This is a genomic window from Marseilla massiliensis (assembly GCF_016899955.1).
GTDB classification, from domain to species: domain Bacteria; phylum Bacteroidota; class Bacteroidia; order Bacteroidales; family Bacteroidaceae; genus Prevotella; species Prevotella intestinigallinarum.
The window spans coordinates 36805-59760 of sequence record NZ_JACJJL010000020.1 but is presented as its reverse complement, the minus strand read 5'-3'; the positions used below and the strand labels follow the sequence as shown (position 1 = coordinate 59760).

Below are 22956 nucleotides of genomic sequence, written 5' to 3'. Positions count from 1 at the left end.
TGCCCTGCCAACATGGTGTGGGGGCCCATGTACCGACAAATAAAAGACAATCAACATTATTAACAACCAACTAAAAAATCAAAGCGATGAAAAAACTTACTTTATTAGCTCTGGCTGCCATGACCATGGCACCGGCTACATCGTTTGCCGAAAGCTGGACGAAAGAGGTGACCAACTCCTCTGAATTTAAGGACGCGTTCAATCTCATTGGCTCCGGCATGGAAGGCGACACTTACGAAATCGTCTGCAACTGGGACGCTGGCACTCTTGTCAACGTTGGCAAGCTGAAGCCAACCATGACCAAAGGAAAGCTCGTCATCCGCAGCAACGAGACCGATTTCGACAATATGCCTCAACTGCAGTTGGCATTTGAGTGGTCTGCCGATGCACCATCGGCAGAGGAAGGCAAGCGCATGTCTGTCTTCTTCAAGAACCTCAACCTCGTGGGAACCGGCAGCTACCTCATCGACAACCGCCGCGACCTCTTTGCCGACACCATCTCGCTGACACGGTGCGACATCCACGGACAGGCCCGCTCTATACTCCGCTTCGACGGCGACAAGAGCGCGACAGGGCTCACCGGGGCCGACATGGCTATCGCATGCATCGAAGTAAAGGAATGCAAGATACACCAGACAGCCCAGAGCAGCGGCGACAACTGGTCGGTATTCCGTACCTTCATGCCCGTAAAAGCGTTCAACATCACCGACAACATGTTCTACGACATGCCGTATACCAAAGGTCTGTGGGAGACACGAAACAGGACGGAGACTGCCACGACCGTTACATTCGCCAACAACTTTGTATTGTTGGGCGAGAACAAGGTGATGCACCCGCAAGGTTTCACGGTGCTGGGCGCAGCCGGAAACATTGGAACAGGCTCTTCGCTTAACATTTACAACAACCTGTTCGTAGGCCCGTCTGAAGGCTACACCCTCCTCAAAGACGAGAACAGCTTCTACACAGACACGAAGATAACCAACATCGAGGACGGTTATGTCATTACAAACAACAACGTCATCGACAATGAGACGTACAGGTCACTGACAGACCTTTCCACCTATCTTCTCAACGAATGCAGAAGTGCAGCCATGCCTATGGGAGGCGACATGACCCTTGCCGACTTCGCTGACTTCACATGGACAACGGGCGGCACATTCCAGGACGCTTCAAAGAACATGTACTACATCCTGAACAGCAATCCTTGGAAGACGGCCGGCTACGACTACAAGAATAATGGCGGCACTTACTACATTGGCCCGTCGATAGCTTACGTCGACGAGTTCCCGACACCGGCTTCAGTAAATGTCAACATTGACGGCCCATCGTACATCACTTACTCTATCTCGCCCGAGAAAGATGTATACTATGTAGGCGACGAAATCACCGTTACGGTTGACCCGCAGACCTCTCACTACATCGACAACCTCAACACGTTTGAAGGCTGGGAAGATGGAACGAAAGAGCTCACGCGCACATTCACGCTCGACGGCGACCTCAACCTCACGGCCAAGTTCACCGAGAACAGCGAAGTGCTGTCAGCCTTCACCCTGAAGGACATCACATCAAACGGCAAGCCTGAGTCATACTCTGCCGACGTTTACCTCAACATGGATCCCGCTTACCAGAGCACCGTATATGCCATCGTCAACGATACAACCGAGGCTACAGGCAGCAAAGAAGCTCCATTCACCTATGTAAACGGATTCTTCGAGTCGCGCCCGGGCAAGTTTGGCGAGGACGATGCCGAACTCCAGATGCCTATCCTCTCTCGCCGCACATGGTCTGGTGCAAAGGAGACACAGCGCAACTACGCTCTGTTCGTCATCCCGACAAAGGGCATAAAGGACATCACCTTCTCTTGCTACGTTGGAACAGACAACAACGCTGCCAAGATTCAGAAGCTTGAGTTCTCTACCGACAGCACCACATGGACAGAGGTTGGCAGAATAGAGATTGAAAACCTCGTATGGGGCAACCTCAAGGCCACACTGCCTGCCGAGGCCAACGACAAGGACAAGGTATACGTACGCGTCATAGGCGACATTGCCGGAGGCCCCGTTGTGACTCCCGACGAGAGCATTGGCATGTGGAATCCTGAGACTGGCGAGGTTATCTGGGATGTTTACATCACCCAAGACGCATTCGAGTACATGGGCAGCATACTCATCACCGGCGACACCAGCTCAGTGAGCGACGGCATCGAGGAAGTGACTGCCGACGAACAGCAGTTCGACGAGAACGCTCCGATGTACAATGTGATGGGCATGAAGGTTGCCAAGGGCACCAAGGGCCTCATCATCCAGAATGGCAAGAAATTCATGGTGAAGTAACAAACCTGCAGGCGGGTTACCCGCCACGCGCCAAACCCAAGGGGCGCACCGCTCGGCCGGTGCGCCCCTTTTCTTGTTTCATTGCCGCAAGCCAATACCGGCGGCTTCTTTACCGGTTTGGTTTCTACGCCCTGTTGGTGGCGAAGCATCGATGTAAGTACTGTTGGCAAAAGCGCAAAAACTGGCATTAACCCGTACAAAAGAACATTTTCCACCTTTTAAGTGAAAAAATTCCCCCTTCGAACGGATAAAGTAAGTAACTTTGTAGGCAAAAGCAACACATATCAATAACAACTAAAACATCAAATATGAAATTCAGACTACTCACTTTGGGCGCTCTGTCGCTCATGCTCGGCACATCATTCTCGACAGATGCCATGGCCGAAAGCAAAGAGAAGCAACTGGCTTTTCCCGGCGCCGAGGGCTTCGGCCGCTATACTACAGGTGGGCGCGGCGGCACTGTCTACCATGTCACCACACTCGAGGATACCGACGAGGAGGGCTCGTTCCGCTGGGCATGCAATCAGAAAGGGCCGCGCACCATCATCTTCGATGTGTCGGGCACCATCTACCTGACATCTCCGCTTAGGCTCAACAACGGCGACGTGACCATTGCCGGCCAGACCTCGCCCGGTGGCGGAATATGCATTGCCGACTATCCTTTTTCCATCGGTGCCGACAATGTCATAATACGCTACATGCGCTTCCGCTGCGGCAACCGCCATGTCGACGAGCATGAGGGCGACGGCCTCGGCGGCATGGACCTCAAGGATGTCATCATCGACCACTGCTCCGTAAGCTGGAGTGTCGACGAGTGCCTGTCGGTATACGGCAGCCGAAACCTCACCGTACAATGGTGCATTGCCGCCCAGAGCATGGTCAATGCAGGCCACTCCAAGGGTAGCCACGGCTACGGAGGCAACTGGGGAGGCAGCGGGGCGTCTTACCACCACAACCTGGTAATTCACCACACCTCGCGCACACCGCGTCTCGGCCCGCGCCCGAGCACACAGACCGACGAGCGCATGGACATGCGCAACAACGTGATTTACAACTGGGGTGGCAACGGCTGCTACGGTGGTGAGGGCATGAACGTGAACATAGTCAACAACTACTACAAGCCGGGGCCCGCAACCGAGAACAGAAGCGAAACCATACAGCGCAGGATTGCCGGCATAGGCATCAGGACGTCAGAGTACACCGGCCACAACACCGACAGCCCCAACGAGTGGGACAAGATGTGGCACGTATGGGGAAAGTTCTATGTCGACGGCAACGTCAACTCCAAATATGACGACGTGACCAACGACAACTGGACCTACGGCATGTATAACCAGATAACCAACGGCAGCGGGGTTGACAACACTTACACCCAAGCCACTCGCGACACCATGCGCATCAACGAGCCCATCGACTTTGTTGCCGTGACCACCCACTCTGCAGAGGATGCCTTCGACCGTGTGCTCAAGTATGCGGGATGCAGGCGCACTGAAAGCTCGCGCGACGCCCTTGACATCATCCTTGTCAACGATGCAAGGGAAGGCCTGGCCACATTCACCGGCAGGAACTGTGACCAAGGCTTCATCAACAGCCAGGATGACTGCGGCGGATGGCCCGTGCTCGCCACGGCCAACGCACCGGCCGACCTCGACAACGACGGCATCAGCGACCAGTGGGAAGACTTCAACGGCCTCGACCCGTCAAACCCTGACGATGGAAACGAGGTCGGTGCCGACGGTTACACCAACCTTGAACGCTACCTCAACAGCCTTGTCAACATTACCACCATCAACCAGAATGCCGGCGGAACGCAGATGGGCTACATCATATATGAAGACGGCACGACAAGCATCACCGGCATTGAGGACACAAACGCAAGCCAGTATGGGGCAAACGCCAATACCGACAACAACATCTACTTCCTAAACGGCACCATAGCCAAGCAAAATGCCACAATGGAAGACTATGACGGCCTGGCAAAGGGCATATATATCCACAAAGGCAAGAAGGTTGTGGTGAAATAGCCTGGCTGTCGCATTGCCGCAATCACTCTTGGCAATGCCATCGGAGGCAGGCAAAATAGATTTCGCGGAAGTTTCTGTCTTCCGCGAAATCTTTGTCAACCACAATGTGGCTGCATTTCCAACAGCAAGTGGCACACATGCCCCCGTCTATTCACGGAAAAGCCATAAAGCCCATGCCTTCACATGACAAACCTGGAAAAAGCATCGGCATGCCTATTGCCTATGGCTGTCTGCACTATCGCCTTTCCGGCCTACGGAATCCCTTATGCAGTATCCTGCATCAGCAGGCCTGCCAAGGCATGTGATTAAAAGTGAAATGCAGGCAACTGCACGCTGGCCACCATGTGAGGCAGCACCACCATATGGCGAGGTGGTGGTAACCAATCGCCAACGGCCTGTCCGTCTCTCCACGCAGACGTTCTGCCTACTGTCAGCCCTACCTTGTTGCCAATGCCGGGGCAAACGGCACTGACAACAACTTCTCTGCCCATCCGAATGCACCCAAAAACTGCCTACATACGTAAAAGAAACAAATTTAACCCCAAAATAGCCAAATAATCGCCGGCAGGTTAACGGCATTTCACTAACTTTGCATCAAGCAATAGTAAACATGGCCGTAAGCCAACGCCATGTTGCATGCGGGCAACCCATGCATCATGTTGTGGCTGAAAATGATATCAGGCATGCCACAGGCCATAAATAATTATCAACGCGAGAAAACATGATAAGAAAACTTCTCATAGCCAACATGCTGCTGATGGCAGTCTCTGTCGGTGCCAGCGGGAGCGGCGAAGGGGCAAAAGCCTCGTTCGACTACTTCACTTATACCGGCGACGACGATTATTACCGACAGAATCCGCTGGCCGACAAGGCATCGTTCTACAATCCCATAATCCCCGGCTTCCACCCCGACCCTGCCATTTGCCGTGTCGGCGACGACTACTGGCTTGTCAATTCCACGTTCGGCTACTTTCCCGGGGTGCCGCTCTACCACAGCCGCGACCTTGTCAACTGGACGCTCGTGGGCAATGTGCTCAACCGCCCGTCACAACTGCCTGCGCTTGCCGGACAAGACGTGGGCAAGGGGGGCATCTATGCACCCAACATTAGTTTCGACCCGCAGACCGGCACTTACTACATGCTTACCACCGATGTGGGGCGCGGCCACTTCTACGTCACAACCAAAAACCCAATGAACAACGACTGGAGCGACCCCGTATGGCTGCCAGCCATCGACGGCATCGACCCGGCGTTCTTCTTCGACGACGACAGCAAGGCCTATATCATATACAAGGAGTCTACCGAAGGGCAGCCCAAGTGGAGCAACCACCGCTGCCTGCGCATAGCACGGTTTGACCGCGCTACGGGCCAGACCACGGGTGCACCGGTCAAGTTCCGCGAAGCGGGCGTGGGCCCCGAGGAGCGCCTGGCACGCAACGAAGGCCCGCACATATATAAAATCGACGGCAAGTACTACATCATCTGCGCCGAAGGCGGCACCGGCATATTCCACTCGGAAGTGGCCTACAGGGCCGACTCTGTGTTTGGCCCTTACACCCGCTGGAGCCGCAACCCGATGCTCACGCAGCGCGAACTGAAAGCGGGGCGCACCAACCCGGTTACCTGCACTGGCCATGCCGACATAGTGCAGACACCCAACGGCGAATGGTGGGCCGTGTTCCTGGGTTGCCGTCCGGGCCCCGGCGGCGTTGAGCAACTGGGCCGCGAAACGTTCTTGATGCCCGTGAACTGGAGCCTCGACGGCTTCCCTTACATCACCCAAGAGAAAGACACCGTGCCGCTGATGCTGCGCCGCAACGGCACAGAGCGCCGCGAAGGCGTCACGTTCGGCAACTTCACATGGCGCGACGATTTCGATGGCCGGCACGCCGGGCCCGAATGGCTCTCGCTGCTGGGCCCTGCCGACGCCTACGCGAGCATGGTCGGGGGAAGGCTGGACATAGTGCCCGACGAAGTGTTGCCTCAAGACAGGCGCACGCCGCCCATGCTCCTGAGGCGCATACAGCACCACAAGTTCACCGCCGAGACCAAGCTCGATTTCCTGCCCTACCCCGGTGCCCAGGCGGGCATGGCTGTATTCAAGAACGAACAGCGCTACTACCGCTTTGGACTGCGCCGCGGCATGATTGTGGTTGAGCGCAGCGACAAGGGACGGAGCACCTCGACCATAGCCTCGGTCGGCGTGGACAGTGAAACGAAAAGCGTCATGCTGCGCACCAAATGCCTGGGCGACAACTATGAGTTCAGCTTCTCGACCGACGGAGGCGCAACGTGGCAGACGGCAGCCAAGGGTGTCGACGCGTCGTTTGTAAGCCAGCGTGCAGGCGGGTTTACAGGCACCATGATAGGCCTCTATGCCTACAGGCAGTATCTCTGAGTCGCCGGCCGGCGTTCATCGCCCGGATGTGGCTGGGCCGCGGCCGGCGTTACAAGCCTCATCACCGTCACTATACCAACCACGGGGCTTGGCTTGGCCAACAGCGAAGGGCCTTGAAGCCACCCCGGCGCTGGCAGCACGACAATCCTGAAAAGAGTGGAATAAAATCCTAAAACAAAATAACGGCAATGAAAAAGAACCATGTCATATTTGCAATCGTCACGGCGGCATCGGCCATGATAGCCGCCCCGGTAGCATCACAAGTATATGAATACCCGTTTCAAAACCCGGAGCTGAGCTTCCACGAGCGTGCCAAGAACCTTGTGTCGCTGCTCACCCTCGACGAGAAAATCAACCAGGTTGGCCACCAGACGCTCGACATCACCCGCCTGGGGGTGAAGGGCTACAACTATTGGAACGAGGCCCTGCACGGCGTGGCGCGCTCGGGCAAAGCCACGTCTTTCCCGTCGTCGAAGGCCATGTCGAGCACATGGGACCTGCCCCTCATCTTCGACTGCGCCTCAGCCACGTCGGACGAGGCACGGATATATTACAACACAAAGCAGAAAGGGCTCATCTACTGGTGCCCAACGATAAACATGAGCCGTGACCCGCGGTGGGGGCGCGACGAAGAGAACTACGGTGAAGACCCCTACCTCACAGGCCGCATCGCAGTGGAATACATACGCGGCATGCAGGGCGACCACCCCAAATACTACAAGACCGTGGCCACGGCAAAGCATTTCGCCGCCAACAACTATGAAAAAGGGCGGCACAGCACCTCGTCGGACGTCGACGCGCGCAACCTGCGCGAATACTACCTGCCGGCATTCGAGACGGCGGTGAAAGAAGGCAACGTGCGCTCGGTGATGAGCGCATACAACGCCCTCAACGGCATACCGTGCGGAGCCAACCACGAACTGCTCATCGACATACTCCGGGGCGAATGGGGATTCGACGGATTCGTGACGAGCGACTGCGGCGCGGTGGAGGATGTGTACAACAAGCACCACTATGTGGCCACCCTGGCCGAAGCCTCCGGCGTGTCGATGCGCAATGGCGAAGACCTCAACTGCGGCACCACGTTCCAGGATTACTGCAAAGAGGCAATAGAAAAAGGCTACATGACCGAGGCCGACCTCGACTCGGCACTCACCCGGGTGTTTGAAGCAAGGTTCTCGGTGGGCGAGTTTGACGATGCCGCGCTGCTGCCGTGGAGCAGCATTTCGGAAAGCGAGCTCGAGTGCCAGGAGCACATCGACCTGGCCCACCGGGCTGCACGCGAGTCGATAGTGCTGCTGAAAAACGACAACTCGTTTCTTCCGCTCGCCAAAGACAAGAGCATTGCCGTCATCGGGCCGCTCGGCAACACCGTCAGCCTGGGCGGTTACAGCGGCTCGCCGGTTGAAGTGACAAGCCCGCTGGAGGGCATTGCCGAGAAGATAGGCTACACCATAAGCGACGGAACGATACAGTGTGAAGACTTCACGGGCAGCAGCGTGCCAAGCTCTTCGAAGCGGCTGAGCATAGAGGCCAACGGCAGTTCGGGCAATGTGGGATACATATATGCCGGCGACTGGATTTCGTTTGACGACGTCAACTTCGGCGACGGCTGCTCGAAGGTCGACATTTACTCGGGGGCAGAAAACGACCTTGCCACCACGGTAGAGCTCTACCTCGACCGCATCGATGGCAAACCGGCTGCCACCGTGACGCTTGCCACCACGGGCGACTGGGCAAAATACGCCACAACGACGGCCGATGTCGACCCGGCCCTGTTCAAAGGAACCCACAAACTGTACCTCGTCTTCGGCGGAGGCGACAAGTATTGCGCCAACATGGACTGGGTGAAGTTCTACAACGAGGGCGACGACAACCCGCTCGAGACCCAAGGCCCGCTCTACTTCTACAAAGGCTGCGCCGTAACAGGGAAGGCGGAAACCAACATAGAGCGCGCCGTCGAGATAGCACGCAAGGCCGACGTGGTTGTGTTTGCGGCCGGCACCAACCTCGAAGTGTCCGACGAGAGCAACGACCGCACCTCGCTGTCGCTGCCAGGCGATCAGCAACAGTTGCTCGAAGCCGTCTACGAGGCCAACCCCAACGTGGTGCTCCTGCTGCAGACGTGCTCGTCGGTGACAGTAAACTGGGCGCAAGAGCATGTGCCGGCCATAGTCGAGGCTTGGTACGGTGGCCAGGCGCAGGGCAAGGCCATTGCCGATGTGCTCTTCGGCGACTACAACCCGGGCGGCAAGCTGACATCGACATGGTATGCCTCTGAATCCGACCTGCTTGCGGACATGCTGCAATACGACATCAGGAAAGCCAAGTATACATATATGTACCACGACAAAGAACCTCTCTACCCGTTTGGTTTCGGACTGAGCTACACCACGTTCGGCTACAGCGACATGGCGCTCAGCACCAACAGACTCGACGCGGGCGACAGCGTGGTCGTCACGGCCAACATCACAAACACGGGCAAAGTGGCCGGCACCGAGATAGTGCAGCTATACACCCACGCACAATCGGAGATAGAAAGGCCGCTGAAGGAGCTCAAGGGGTTTGCCCGGGTTGAGCTCGAACCGGGCGAGACCAAGCCCGTAAGGTTTGTGCTGCACCACGACCAGCTGGCCTATTTCAACGACCTCACCAACACGTTTGACGTGGAAGACGGCACTGTCGACGTGCTCATAGGTGCAAGTTCGGCCGACATAAGGCTCAAAGACAAAATCACAACCGAGGGCGCCACGGTGAAGACCACATACAAAAGCACTACCAGCGGCATAGAGAACGCCATGCGCAACCCTTCGCTCAAGGGCGACAGGGTGTACACGCCGCAAGGCACCTGCCTCGGCACAGCCGACAACTTAGGCGCACTTCCGGCCGGTATATATGTGATAAACGGCGAGAAAGTGGCCGTAAACAACAAATAAACGAATCATAGAACAACTCTAAAACTACAACAACATGAAAAGAAGCAATCTGCTCTTATCCATCATCGTGATGTGCTCTGCGGGGGCGGCAGCACAAAACCTGCCTTACCAGAATGCCGACCTGCCGGCCGAGCAGCGCGCCGAAGACCTGCTGGGCAGGCTAACCCTCGACGAGAAGGCCAAGCTGATGATGAACGGCTCGCCTGCCATACCACGCTTGGGCATACCGCAGTTCGACTGGTGGAGCGAGGCTTTGCACGGCGTAGGGCGCAACGGCCTGTCGACAACGTTCCCCTCGTGCATCGGCATGGCAGCATCGTTCGACGACGAACTGCTCGAACGCATCTACTCGGCCATAAGCGACGAGGCCCGGGCAAAGAACACCGCACAGAAGCGCAAAGGCAAGGTGGGCAAATACCAGGGCCTTTCGTTCTGGACCCCGACAATAAACATATTCCGCGACCCGCGCTGGGGGCGCGGCCAAGAGTCGTATGGCGAAGACCCATACATGAACTCAAGGATGGGCCAGGCCGTGGTGCGCGGACTGCAAGGGCCCGAGGGCCACAAATACCGCAAGCTGCTTGCCTGCGCCAAACACTTCGCTGTGCACAGCGGCCCGGAAAAGACCAGGCACAGCCTCGACATTGAGTCGCTATCGCCGCGCGACCTCTGGGAGACCTACCTGCCCGCGTTCAAAGACCTTGTGCAGAAAGCCGGGGTGCAGGAAGTGATGTGCGCCTACCAGAGATTTGAGGGAGAGCCGTGCTGCGGCAGCAACAGGCTGCTGCAACAGATACTGCGCGACCAGTGGGGATTCGACGGACTGGTGGTCAGCGACTGCGGGGCCATAGGCGACTTCTGGCGCCCCGGACGCCACGGTGTGTCGAAAGACGCGGCGGCGGCGTCGGCCAAAGCCGTGATCAGCGGCACCGACGTGGAGTGCGGCAGCAACTACAAGAGTCTGCCCGAGGCCGTCAGGGCCGGCGAGATAAGCGAGGAGCAAATAAACGTGAGCGTGAAGCGGTTGCTGAAGGCGCGCTTTGAGCTCGGCGAACTCGACCCCGACTCGCTCGTGGAGTGGACAAAGATACCCGAAAGCGTGGTGAACTGCGACGCCCACAAGCAACTGGCGCTGCAGATGGCGCGCGAGCAGATGGTGCTGCTGCAAAACCGCGGCAATCTGCTGCCACTCGACAAAGACGCCGGCCGAATAATGGTGATGGGCCCCAACGCCGCCGACTCGGTGATGATGTGGGGCATTTACTTCGGGCAGCCGGCCCACACGGTGACGGTGATGGAGGGCATCGAGGCCAAGCTCGGCACCAAGGTGAAATATGCCAAGGGATGCGAGATTACCGAGATAACCGACACCCGGAGCCTGTTCGGCGACTTTGTCACACCCGACGGGAAGCCGGGCATGGAGGCGCGATTCTGGAACAACACCCGCATGGAGGGCAAGCCTGTGGTGGAAACACGCTACACAAGCGCGCTGCAATTCGACAACGGGGGCAACACGGCTTTTGCTCCGGGCGTTGAGCTCACCAACTTCACGGCCAGCTTCCGCGGTTCGTTCACGGCAAGGCAAGACGGACGGGTGTTCATCAACTATGTCAACGACGACGGCATACGCCTGATTGTCAACGGCGACACCGTGGCCAACCGATGGATGGCCGAGGAGATGAGGAACAACAAGAGGGAGTTGAAAGTGAAGGCCGGGCAGAAGTATGACATACAACTCGACTACATGCAACTGGCCGACGGCGCCACGCTGCAGTTTAACGTAGAGACCATAGAGCCGACTACGCCGGCAGAGGTGGTGGCAAAGGCCGCCGACGCCGACGTGGTGATATTCGTAGGCGGCATCTCGCCCGACCTGGAACGCGAGGAAGCCAAGGTCAACAAGCCCGGCTTTGACAACGGCGACCGCACGAGCATTGAACTGCCGCAGGCACAACGCGACATACTGAAGGCGCTGCACGAGGCCGGCAAGAAGATTGTGCTGGTGAACTGCAGCGGCAGCGCGGTGGCTCTGACTCCCGAGACCGAGACGTGCTACGCCATACTGCAGGCCTGGTATGCCGGCGAACAGGGCGGACACGCCGTGGCCGACGTGCTCTTTGGCGACTACAACCCGGGCGGGAAGCTGCCTGTGACCTTCTACCGCGACGACAGCCAGCTGCCGCCGTTCGACGACTACTCGATGAAGGGCCGCACATACAGGTATTTCGGCGGCGAGCCGCTATTCCCCTTTGGCTTCGGCATGAGCTACACCGAGTTTGAACTGGGCAAGCCCGAATACGACAAGAAGGCAGGCAAGATAACGGTGAGCGTCACCAACACCGGCCGGCGCGACGGCACCGAAGTGGTGCAGGCTTACATGCGCAACACGGCCGACACCGAAGGGCCGGCCAAGACGCTGCGCGGATTCTGCCGGGTGGAGCTGAAAGCCGGCGAGACCAAGGCCGTGGCCATAGACTTCCCGCGCGAGAGCTTTGAAGGATGGGACGCCGCCACCAACACCATGAGGGTGGTTCCGGGCAACTACGAACTGATGGTTGGCACGTCGAGCGCTGACAAAGACTTGCAGAAGATACAGGTAACCATCGACTGAGACAGACGCTTGGCAACGGGCCCCGGCGACGGACTGAGGCAAACGGCACAAGGGCCGCAGCCGGCCGGACGCTGCAATATTTACTGACAAAAGTGACATCAGGCCGCGCCAAGGCCCGTACTGCCATGCCAAACGGCCCGAACGGCCACGCCAAACGGGCCATACGGCCGGGCAGTACAGGCCTTTTGGCAGGCCGATATGCCGGCGAGCGCAAACCCGTGGGGCTCAAGACGTTAGTAGAACGTACCCTGATTTTGAAAAAAGCATACATGACCTGTGCACCCGACAGGCCGTTGACATCAATGAATTAACGACTGCTGAAAACATAACAAACAACAAAACAAAAAACAATGATGAACAGAATAACGAGAATGGTGGCTATGGCCACCGTGGGGCTGGCATCGCTGCTGACCGCCACGGCACAAAAGGCCGACGGCGCAGCCACCGACTACAACGACTTGCCCTTTGAGATGAGGGCCGTTGCTGAACCGAAAATACCCGACTATGAAGTAAGGCTCACCGACTTCGGAGGAGTGGCCGACGGAACCACAATGAACACCGAGGCTTTCAGGAAGGCCATTGCCGCCCTGGCACAACGCGGCGGCGGACGGCTGACGGTGGCCCGAGGGGTGTGGCTCACCGGGCCCATAGAACTGAAAAGCAACACCGAGCTACACCTTGAGGAGGGCGCCCTGGTGCTCTTCTCGCCCAACAGGGCCGACTACCCGCTCGTAGACTCTTACTTTGAAGGGGTGAGGATGCGCCGCTGCATGTCGCCGCTGACGGCCGTAAACGCAGAGAACATAGCCATCACCGGCACAGGCGTGTTCAACGGCAACGGACAGAGCTGGCGACCGGTGAAGCGCGGCAAGATGACCGATGGGCAGTGGAAGGCACTGTGCAAAGGCGGGGCACTCAACAAGAAAGGCGACGTGTGGTATCCAACGGAACAAATACGCGACATAGACGCCGACAGGGACAAATACTACCAACGGGCCTACAGCGAGAACACCGACGAGGCATGGCAGGAACTGCACGACTATCTGAGGCCTGCCCTGCTCTCGTTCATAGGTTGCAAGCGGGTGCTGCTGGAAGACGCAACGTTTGAAAACTCGCCGGCATGGAACGTACACCCGCTGATGTGCGAAGACCTGACTGTGCGCAACGTGACCATACGCAACCCGTGGTACTCGCAAAACGGCGACGGGCTCGACATCGAGTCGTGCAGCAACGTGGTGGTGACGGGCTGCTCGTTTGACGTGGGCGACGACGCCATGTGCATAAAGTCGGGACGCGACGAAGAGGGCCGCAAGCGCGCCATGCCCACCCAGAACGTGGTGATACGCGACTGCCGGGTGTACCACGGCCACGGCGGCTTCGTGATAGGCAGCGAGATGTCGGGCGGCGCACGCAACATAATGGTAGACAACTGCCTGTTCATCGGCACCGACACCGGCCTGAGATTCAAGTCGACACGAGGCCGCGGGGGCACCGTCGAGGATATATTCATACGCAACATCGGCATGGCCGACATACCCGGCGACGCCATCACCTTCGACCTGTACTACGGAGGCAAGGCCCCGCTCGAGGTTGCCGGCAAGGGCGGCAACCAGACGGCGGCACCCATACCGGCTGTCGACGAGACCACACCGAGCTTCCGCAACATAAGCGTTGAGGGAGTGACGTGCAACGGGGCCAAGCGAGCCATCTACATGAACGGGCTGCCCGAGATGCCCATCAAGGACATCAAGATAAGCCGCTCTACGTTCAAGGCGCAGGAGGGTGCAATACTCAACTATACCGACGGGCTGACTCTCGACGGCGTGAAGATAACCGCCGCCGACGGCAAGGCCATAAAGAAGTATAACAACGTGACCAACCTGACAGTAAAATAAGCGCCGGCCCGGGCATAAACAACCGCACCGGCATATTAGTAGCTGTTGAAAATCATTTATCTCTGGTATCGGTTAACTATCAACAGCTACTTGCATAAAGAAAGCTCCTACGCGCAAGATGCCACCATTGTGGTTTCCTTTGCGCGTAGGAGCTTTCTTTATTTGTGCCATCATTTTAACCCGCCCATTATGTTAGAGGCCGAATAGATTTGGCTCGGTTGGCATGAAGAGTGGCTGCCGACAAGGAGGCTGAAGCGCCCTGAAGCATGATTGACAACCGAAAAACAACATACGGCGGCCTGACGGGCGGTTAGGGGTTCATGTGCCAGACAGAAAGAAGTCGCACATAAGCACCACCTTGTGCCCGTCGATGCTTACCTCCTTGAAGAAACGGTAGCGCCCCGGCCGGTTGTTGTTGACCGTAGGATATAGTTGCCCGTAAAAAGTGTGGCTGCCGCCCGGGCCTACATTGATGCCAATGCTGTTGACCACACCGGCAGTAGGCAACCAGTACCACCGCCCGCCGCACTCGACGGCCATCCTGTAATCCTCGCCCGTGCCAACCGTCAGGCTGCCATGGTTGCGCAATACAAACGCAGCCCTCCGGGCATCTGCCGGGAAGCTGTCGCTCTCCGGCCGTATGCTGACGCCCAGCGTGTCGGCCACGCCGGTCACAGAGCATGGTTCACGCCCCGTGGAACCACTGAAGCGCAGCGCCGGCGAGTCGTATACGTGTTTTCTGAACGCCAGTCGCGCCGCTTCGGTGTTGAGCCTCATGTGCACGTCTATGGCATGTAGCCCGACACCCCACATGTAAACATTGTCACTGACTTCGGCCGGAGCCGTTGCCATACGCTTGTTTATCGTGTCAAGCATGACGCCGAGCTCTTTTTCCGAATACACCTTTCCGCCCACCTTCTCAATGGAGAAATGGTTGCTGCCGGCCGCCTGCGAAATCTCGCGGCGCGCCCTGGCCGTGTCGCCACGCACCTGGAACACAAGCCGCTCGCCGCTAAAATGCCACCCCTCAATATAGCCGGGGCAGCGGCTGCTGCCAATGTTGGCACCCACGGGTGCCCCGGCTTCACCATAAACGCGCGTGAGCCTCTCGATGATGAGCATGCCTTCCGACTGGTCGACAGCCCCCGAGGCATTGCCACCGGATGAAAGTGGCGGCGGCACAGTCTCGCCGTAGGCCACAGCGGTGGCAGTGGTGTCGCCACGGTGTGCCGTTGCAGGCCTCACTTTTCCGGGCCTGCCACACGCAGCCACCACGACACCCAAAGCCAGCAAGGGCGATAAAAAAAACTTTTTCATACCACAAAACATTTTGATCAGGGCCATGCAACCCGGGCTGCACAGCGGCCGAGGCATGCAAGCATACCGCTACGTGTTGTCGCCCGACTCGGCCCTGTCGCGATATTCAGACGGGGTCATGCCGGTTTCCTTCTTGAAGCACTTGCTGAAATACTTAGGGTCGGAGAATCCCACGGCATAAGCAATCTGCGAAAACGAATAATCGCTCTTTACAATCATCTCTTCGGCACGCAGAATCCTGATGTGCTTCACAAAGTCGACAGGTGCCATGCCTACAATGCTCTTTATCTTTCCATAGAACACCGAGCGGCTCAGATTGACGGAAGAGGCCAGGTCTTCAATCTTTATCTCCGGGTTGCTGATGTTCTCTTCGAGGTAAACCATGAGTTGCTTCATCATCTCCTTGTCTGCATCGACAATCTGCGGCGACTCCAACCTGTATGTGTCCTTGTTCTTAGGATCAAGCTGCTCTACGTAGAGTTGCTGCAGCATGCGCCGCTGACTGATGATGTTCTGCACACGCATCTTGAGGTATGTGGCACTGAAAGGCTTGGTTATGTAGTCGTCGATGCCCTCGCGCAATCCCTGCAAGCGGTCGTCGAGCGACGCCTTGGCCGACAGAACAATGATTGGGATGTGGCAAATATCCTTGTTCTGCTTTATCTTGTGCACCATGGTCAGCCCGTCCATTACCGGCATCATGACGTCGGTAACAATGAAGTCGGGCATCTGCGCCTCGGCGGCCTCGAGTCCGCTCTGCCCGTTGTCGGCCTGTATCACGGTATAGTCGCTGCTGAGTATGCCCACGAGGAAAGCCCGTAGGTCGTCGTTGTCCTCGACAACGAGCAGCCTCAACGACTTCTTTGCGCTACCGGCGGCGGCATGGGGCACGGCTGTCTCGCCGCCGCTGCCGGCCATCATCACCCCGGCGTTGGTGTCGCTGATATATACGTGGTGGTCGAGATTGTAACGAAGCATCTTGTTGACCAGCTCCAGCATGCGCGAGGCATTGCGCTGCACCATCTCGAGATGCCGCCGTGAGGTGTCGGTAAGACCGCCGCCGCCCAGCACCTCGGCCACCGGGCCGCCGATAAGCGTGAGCGGCGTGCGCAGCTTATGGCCTATCTCGGTGAAGAACTTGGTCTTCATGTCGTTGAGGTCGCGCTCGAGCACGGCCTTGGCCCGCAACTTATAGATGTAGATGGCGACATATATCACCAGGCATGACAGAACGATGTAAAGCAGCCAGGCCCACCCGGTCTCCCAGAAGGTGGGGTGAGAGTAGATAACCAGTTCGGCCACATTGTCGCTCCACACCCCATCGGCGTTGGTGCTCTTGACAAGCAGCCGGAACTTGCCTGCGGGCAACCTGTTGAACGAAGCGCTGTTGGCCGGGCCCACAAAGTTCCAGTTCTCGTCGATGCCTTCAATCTTGTAGGCATACCTCACGAGGTATTTGTCGGAGTATTCGAGCGCGGCGAAGTAGATGGTGAGGTTGCGGCTGTCGGCAGGCACGTCGAGAACGTCTTTGTTGAGGATGGAAACCATGCGGTTGGTGCTGTGGTAATGCACCCTGGTAAAGATGATGTTCGGGCAATACGAACTCTTTTTCAGGTCGGCGGAGTTGAAGCTCACGAAGCCCCCGCGGGCCGCAACGGATATGAAGTCGGTCTTTGCGTAGTGGGCGGGCTTGGCCTCTGACAGCTCCACACCGTCGCCGATGTTGCCCGGCCCGTAGCGCAACAGTTCGCCTGTGTCGAGCTTGTATCGGTCGATGCTGCTCTCGCGCATTATCCACAGGTTGCCTTTGTTGTCTTCGGCCACCGACTGCACCACGCCCTCGTCGGGCCTGGCTCCGCTCATGTCGCAGAACTTAAGGCCGTCGGCCAGCAACTTGGGCGAAGCCACGAGCTGCAAGCCTCCGCCCATGGTGACCACAACCACCCGGCCAGAGCGCGTGATGAGCGTCTGCAGCACGTCGGGGGCCAGCAGCGACGTGGTGTCGCCAACCACCTGGGGCGTGGTATAGAAGCGTATGCCCTCGGGGTGGCTGAAGCGGTCGGAGAACGTGACGAGGCCGTTGGTGGTAGAGAGGAGCATCTCGCCGCGGCCGGTGTGGGATATGCGGCGCACGCGTGCAAACTGCTGCATGGGGTATTGGGCCAGACGGTTGCGGTGGTTGATGAAGCGTATGCGGCCCTGGCTCTTGTCTACAAGGTTGATGCCACCCTCATAAGTGGCCACCCATATACGCCCCTTGCTGTCGGCATCGATGTCGTAAACGTCGTTATAGCTTATGGAATACTTGTCGGCGGCATTGGCAGTGAAATGCTCCACGCGGCCAAGGCTGTCGATGACATAGAGCCCGGTGCCCTTGGTGCCAACCCACACGCCGCCGTGGCTGTCTTCGAAAAGCGAGTAGATGCGGTTGGCGAAAGCCACCGGCTCGCTGACAAGGCGGCCACCGCGCGACATGTAGCCCACAAGGCGGCGGTCGGCATCGAACAATGCCAGCTGGCCATTGTACGTGCCTGCCCATATACGCCCCTTGCTGTCGTACATCAGCGAGCGCACCTCCTGCCCCGGGAGCACGGGCGTAAGCTTGAAGTGATGATAGCGGAAGTTGACAAGGTTGACGTCGCGCGTGCCCGTGAACCACAGGTTTCCCTCTTTGTCAAACATGAACTTGTTTATCTCCGGCAAGTAGGAGTCGGTGCGGTCGGACGTCTTCAGCATATACGGCACGAGCTCGCCGGCGGCCTCATCGTAATAGCTGAATGTGCCTTCGGCCGGAACCACCCACACCGTGCCGTAGGCATCCTCGTGAACAAAAGGCTTCACGCTGGTAGTGCGGTGCAAGGGGCGGTCGGCGTCGGCCATGAGCCAGCGTGGCGACAAGTTGCGGCCGGGGAGCAACACCACGCCTCGCGAAGGGGTGAAAGCCCAGATGCGGTGCTTGCGGTCGACGTAGATGGAGGTGACCTCGGACGACGGCTGCGACGGCGTCTGAACATTGAGCACCCTCATGCCGCCCCGCCTCACGTCGTAGGCCACTATGCCCACGTTGGTGGCCAGCAGCAGGTTGCCGCCGTCGAGCTGCTCGACGGCATTGATGCGCACCACGCCGTGGGGCATGGCCACAGGCTGCATGGCCCTATGCCGCGGGTCGAAGAGGAACAGACGGCCGTCGGTCGAGGCGAAATAGAGGTTGTTGCCGGCCTGTGCCATATACTCTGCCGAGATGTACGAACGCATCCTGGCACCGGCCATGGCCACGCCGCGGTCGGAAAAAATCCACTCGCGCCCCTGCCCGTCGAGCTCAACCTTGCTCAGGAGGTTGCTCGGCAGGGTGCCGTTGTCGACGCTGAACTGCTCTATGCCGGCCCCGGTTGAGATGAGACTGTCGCTCACACGGTAGCACGCCGAGGCGTCGTTGCTAATAAGCCACGTATGGCCATTGGCCAAGGGATAGATGCTGCGCACGGGCACATCATGGCCGAAACGCTCGCGTATCATGTCCGTCACGTCGATGAAACGGTTGGCCTGGGTGTCGAACAGGTAAACATGGCGGTCGGACGTGCCGCACCATATATCGCCCTTCGAACCCGGCTTGATGAGCATAATCCTGTTGGTGGACAGCACCATGCCTTGCTCGGCCGAATTACGGAACGTGGCAAAGCGATAGCCATCGTAATAACAAAGCCCGTTCCACGTAGACATCCACATAAGACCGTCGGGAGTCTGCATGAAACCGGATATGATATTGGCAGCAAGCCCGTCGCGGATGGTAAACGTGCGCACATCGCAATACGGCTGTGCAATGGCGCGGATGGAACACAGCACAGCTGCCATAATGATTATGAAACGGTATCTCATCTTTTAAAACAAATTCATAGCAACATTGCAAAATTACGAAAAAAGCATCAGAATACGCAAGCACACGCCGTCAAATTTACCAAAACAACGAAACAACAGACGACACAATGCATGAAGGCAAAAGACCGACGGAGCGGCATGAAACCCATGGACGGCCACGGAAAGCAACAGCCGGGGCTGCAACACAGACGGAGAAAAACACGAGAAACAGACCGGCAAGCAACGGCTAACGGCAACGGCAACGGCACAAGACTGCAAACAGTAGAAAAAAATCCCATGGCAATCGATGAAATAAATGCTCACAATGGCATTGGGAAATGAAAATTAATACGTATCTTTGCCAAATGCAACATTCAAGCAAGACAGACGGCCAAAGGCCGCTGACGACCAAATGCCTGCCGGCAACGGGCACCGGAAAAAAGGAAGCTACGGGCAGCCGGCCTTGGATGAACTGCACATCGGAATGGCCATGGGCTGTGTTGGCCAAAACCGCAATAGGCGGAACAAGTGATGACAATATGCAGACGGCGGCGCGGAAACGCTGACCGCCCCCGGCACCTGCGGTTTTCTGCAGGCCGTGGGCGGGCTGGATGAGACTGTAAGAGCCGCACGGGCAATGGCCGGCACCGCGCTTCGGAGGCCACTGCAAGAAACGACGCAGGATTTAATGATATTGACGGGAAGCCTGACAACAAGGCATGAAACCACAAGCAGCCTGGCCAACGAAAGGGCACAAGGCGCTGCATGAACTAACCAAAGAGAAAGAGACCTATGACTTTATTGAAGAAAATCTTAGACAAAAACTACGTGTGGGGCGACGAGCGCATAGGGGAAGACGCATACGAAGAGCTGCTGGCCGACATCATCATCGACTATCTTAAGCGGCACGGGCCCGAATGCAGGGAGATGCTGGCACGGGGTTGGCGCCTTGACAACCCGCCCAAAGTGATAAAATGGATTGCACAACAGCCAGACACAGACCGCGGAACGATACTGAGGCTGTACTGGATGATGGATCCCGGATACGGCAAGCAATTCGCCACCATAGATGAATGTGCCGAAGGACACAGGTGGTATGTGGAAGAATATGACATAATTAAGACCATTGAACGCAACTATTCTGAAGGGTTCTACCGCAACGAGAGATATGCCTTCGACCCGGGCAACGACGGCTGCAAGCAGGGATACGACTGGACAAAGACGCTCGAAGGACATACGATGAAGGATGACATACCTCAGGAAATGTTCATACCGACCAATGGAACGGTGGCAGACACCAAGGGATGGGCCGACGGAGTGCCGCCTGAACTGAAAGAAACCATATCACGACTTGAAGAACTTATTGACGACTGATGGACAAAGAAAACATTATCAAGCACTATTGCGCCAAGGCCGAAAGGGCTGTGAGGCGCATGAGCCGGAAAGGGATTGGCGACATTTACGCCATTTCGTTCTGGAAAGACAACGTGGATGACGACCCGCGACGCCCTGTGGTGACAATCGGATACAACACGGTTTCGCACGCGGAAGCCCAAAAACAAAACACAAGCAACGCCATGGAGGCTAAGTGGAACTACGCTTACTGGATGCAAGACGACACGGGCACGCTGGGTGGAAACGACACTATGCTCAGGCTTTACTTTAAAGACGAGGGCTTGTTCTACACCCTGCACGAACTGAACAAGGCCGAAAAGCAGGAAGAAAACGGCAACCCGGAGGGATACAGGATGATTGAAGAGAAAGACAGACGAATGCAAGAGGCATTCATGGACATTGTCATCGAGGTGGCCAACAGGCTGCACCGCAACGAAATGATAACCCGGGCCTTGGGCAGGGACCTGCCGGTAATAATCCACGAACTGGAATACTACGACCAGCCTGTGGGCTGGACAGCCAAGGCCAACCCCACCCCGCTGGTGGCAGAGTTCATGGAATGGTACAGAAGCTTTGCCAAATGAGGGCTGAAGGCTTGGCGCAAGCCTATATGAAAGAGAGGCGATGGCATGATGCCCATCGCCTCTCTGCATGTAGATACCGACGCAACGGCCTAAACACAACGGCCAAGCGCCATGTCACTTGGATTCAGTCTTTGCATCGGCAGCCTTTGCCGTGGCCTTGCGCGTTGTGGCTTTCTTGGCGGCGGCAGCCTTCTCTACCTTTGCCTTGAGCTTGTCTTCGGTTGCCTGCATCTTCTCAATCTTGGCCTTGAGACGTATGATTTCCTTGTCTTTCATCTCAATCTCGTCGCCTTGGTTCTTGATGGTGGTGAGCAGACCGTTGAGTTCCTCGTTGTCTATATCCTCGGGATAAAGACTGTTGACACGGTTGAGGAAGTCGCCGAGGATGTTCATGTAATTGGTAAACGCGTCGAACGCGCTGCTGTAAATGCCGCGGTCAAGCCCCACACTGGCCGGTTTCGTGGTCATGAAACGGAAGTTGTTGCTTGCCTGCAGGTAATCCCAGTCTTGGCAGATGCGCGGGTTGTTGGCTATGCGCACACGGTCGGCCACACTGTACAGCTTGTTGAATGCGTCACGCTGCATGGCGTTGCCGAGCCAACAGCTTACGTCGCGCTCCTCGTCAACCCACGAAAGCGTGTCAGGCACGTCAAGGCTGCCCACGCTCTTCACCGACGAGCATATCTCCGACGGTGTTGAGAACGTGATGTCCTTGGCCCGGGCGCAAGCCGGCAGGGCCTTGATGAACTCAAGGATGTTTGACGACAGCGGCTGGGCAATGCCCAGGGCAGACAGCTCCATGAAGATGTTGATGATGCGCTCTTCCTCCGGGAAAGCCGCAATGCGGTTGATATAGTTGTCGGCAAACAGCGGATAACGATCCCACTCACTGTTGTTGAAGCGCAACGAAATGTCGTCGCTCAGCTCTACGTCACGCAGCAATAGCTTGAGGTTTGGGGCTATATTGCAATTGTAGACATAATGGGGCGACTTCCAGCCAAGCACGTGTTTGGCACCCTCGGTGAGCATTCCCTTGAATCCCATGGCGGCCACCTGGCCTCCGATGTCGTCGCTGTAGATTAGCGAAGAGTTGCGCAATACCGTCGGTTTCTTGCCGAAATACTCTTCAATCTTCACGCACTGCTTCTTAACATCGTTGGCAAACGTATCTTCGTTGGCCAGTGATGAAAGTCCGTGAGAATATGGCTCGGCAAGGAATTCCACGCACCCTGTGTCGTTCAACTCCTGCAACTTCTCGAGCACTTGGGGCGCATGCATCTCAAGTTGCTCCATGCCGACACCCGAAAGCGAGAACGCCACCTTGAAATAATTGCCGTTGCTCTTTATCATGTCGAGCAACGTGTTGAGCGCAGGCATGTACGAGCGGTTGGCAATGTCGTTTATGCTGCGCTCGTTTTCAAAGTCATCGTAATAATAATGGTCTACACCTATGTCAAAGAAACGATACCTCTTGAGGTGGATTATCTGGTGAATCTCAAAATAAAGACATATTGTTTTCATAATGCTTTTGTTTGTTTTGGTGGGCCGTCATCACTCCACCGTAAGTTGATTATGTGTTGTTTAAGCTCTATAGTTACTTGGTAGTGG

Annotated in this window: 12 protein-coding genes; 9 read left to right on the top strand and 3 right to left on the bottom strand. The window is 57.0% G+C overall.

Annotation, left to right across the window (positions count from 1 at the left end; translation table 11 throughout):
• Nucleotides 1-86 precede the first annotated feature (86 nt).
• From H6B30_RS11610 to H6B30_RS11585, 6 genes are all read left to right on the top strand, one after another.
• On the top strand, nucleotides 87-2333 hold the full coding sequence (locus H6B30_RS11610; RefSeq protein ID WP_205110770.1) for a hypothetical protein: 2247 nt from the start codon (nucleotides 87-89) through the stop codon (nucleotides 2331-2333).
• Nucleotides 2334-2641: 308 nt separating this feature from the next.
• The gene (locus H6B30_RS11605; RefSeq protein ID WP_205110769.1) at nucleotides 2642-4357 is read left to right on the top strand and encodes a pectate lyase family protein; all 1716 of its coding nucleotides are present in this window, start codon (nucleotides 2642-2644) and stop codon (nucleotides 4355-4357) included.
• Nucleotides 4358-5078: 721 nt separating this feature from the next.
• Nucleotides 5079-6755 (top strand): glycoside hydrolase family 43 protein, encoded by a 1677-nt coding sequence (locus H6B30_RS11600; protein ID WP_205110768.1) that lies wholly within the window; start codon nucleotides 5079-5081, stop codon nucleotides 6753-6755.
• A gap of 188 nt (nucleotides 6756-6943) precedes the next feature.
• Nucleotides 6944-9691 carry a glycoside hydrolase family 3 C-terminal domain-containing protein gene (locus H6B30_RS11595; RefSeq protein ID WP_205110767.1) on the top strand — a complete coding sequence of 916 codons (2748 nt, stop codon included), beginning with the start codon at nucleotides 6944-6946 and terminating at the stop codon, nucleotides 9689-9691.
• 34 nt (nucleotides 9692-9725) lie between these two features.
• Nucleotides 9726-12302: a xylan 1,4-beta-xylosidase gene (xyl3A, locus tag H6B30_RS11590; RefSeq protein WP_205110766.1), complete on the top strand. Its 2577-nt coding sequence runs from the start codon at nucleotides 9726-9728 to the stop codon at nucleotides 12300-12302.
• Nucleotides 12303-12652: 350 nt separating this feature from the next.
• Complete coding sequence (locus tag H6B30_RS11585) at nucleotides 12653-14197, top strand: glycoside hydrolase family 28 protein (RefSeq protein WP_205110765.1); 1545 nt, start codon at nucleotides 12653-12655, stop codon at nucleotides 14195-14197.
• A gap of 318 nt (nucleotides 14198-14515) precedes the next feature.
• Here the strand turns inward: H6B30_RS11585 and H6B30_RS11580 are convergent, their stop codons facing one another.
• Nucleotides 14516-15514, bottom strand: a complete 999-nt coding sequence (locus H6B30_RS11580) for an immunoglobulin-like domain-containing protein (protein ID WP_205110764.1) — start codon at nucleotides 15512-15514, stop codon at nucleotides 14516-14518.
• A gap of 69 nt (nucleotides 15515-15583) precedes the next feature.
• Nucleotides 15584-19390 (bottom strand): hybrid sensor histidine kinase/response regulator transcription factor, encoded by a 3807-nt coding sequence (locus tag H6B30_RS11575; RefSeq protein WP_205110762.1) that lies wholly within the window; start codon nucleotides 19388-19390, stop codon nucleotides 15584-15586.
• Nucleotides 19391-19501: 111 nt separating this feature from the next.
• Here H6B30_RS11575 and H6B30_RS11570 point away from each other — a divergent pair, with 111 nt between their 5' ends.
• From H6B30_RS11570 to H6B30_RS11560, 3 genes are all read left to right on the top strand, one after another.
• Complete coding sequence (locus tag H6B30_RS11570; RefSeq protein WP_205110760.1) at nucleotides 19502-19711, top strand: hypothetical protein; 210 nt, start codon at nucleotides 19502-19504, stop codon at nucleotides 19709-19711.
• A gap of 450 nt (nucleotides 19712-20161) precedes the next feature.
• A complete protein-coding gene (locus tag H6B30_RS11565) occupies nucleotides 20162-20743 on the top strand; it encodes a DUF4274 domain-containing protein (RefSeq protein ID WP_205110759.1) in 582 nt (193 codons plus the stop codon).
• A complete protein-coding gene (locus tag H6B30_RS11560) occupies nucleotides 20743-21348 on the top strand; it encodes a hypothetical protein (RefSeq protein WP_205110758.1) in 606 nt (201 codons plus the stop codon). The genes H6B30_RS11565 and H6B30_RS11560 overlap by 1 nt, the downstream gene beginning before the upstream one ends.
• A 114-nt stretch (nucleotides 21349-21462) precedes the next feature.
• On the opposite strand, the gene H6B30_RS11555 is transcribed toward H6B30_RS11560, so the two are convergent.
• Nucleotides 21463-22869 (bottom strand): glycoside hydrolase family 57 protein, encoded by a 1407-nt coding sequence (locus tag H6B30_RS11555; protein WP_205110757.1) that lies wholly within the window; start codon nucleotides 22867-22869, stop codon nucleotides 21463-21465.
• Nucleotides 22870-22956: the final 87 nt, after the last annotated feature.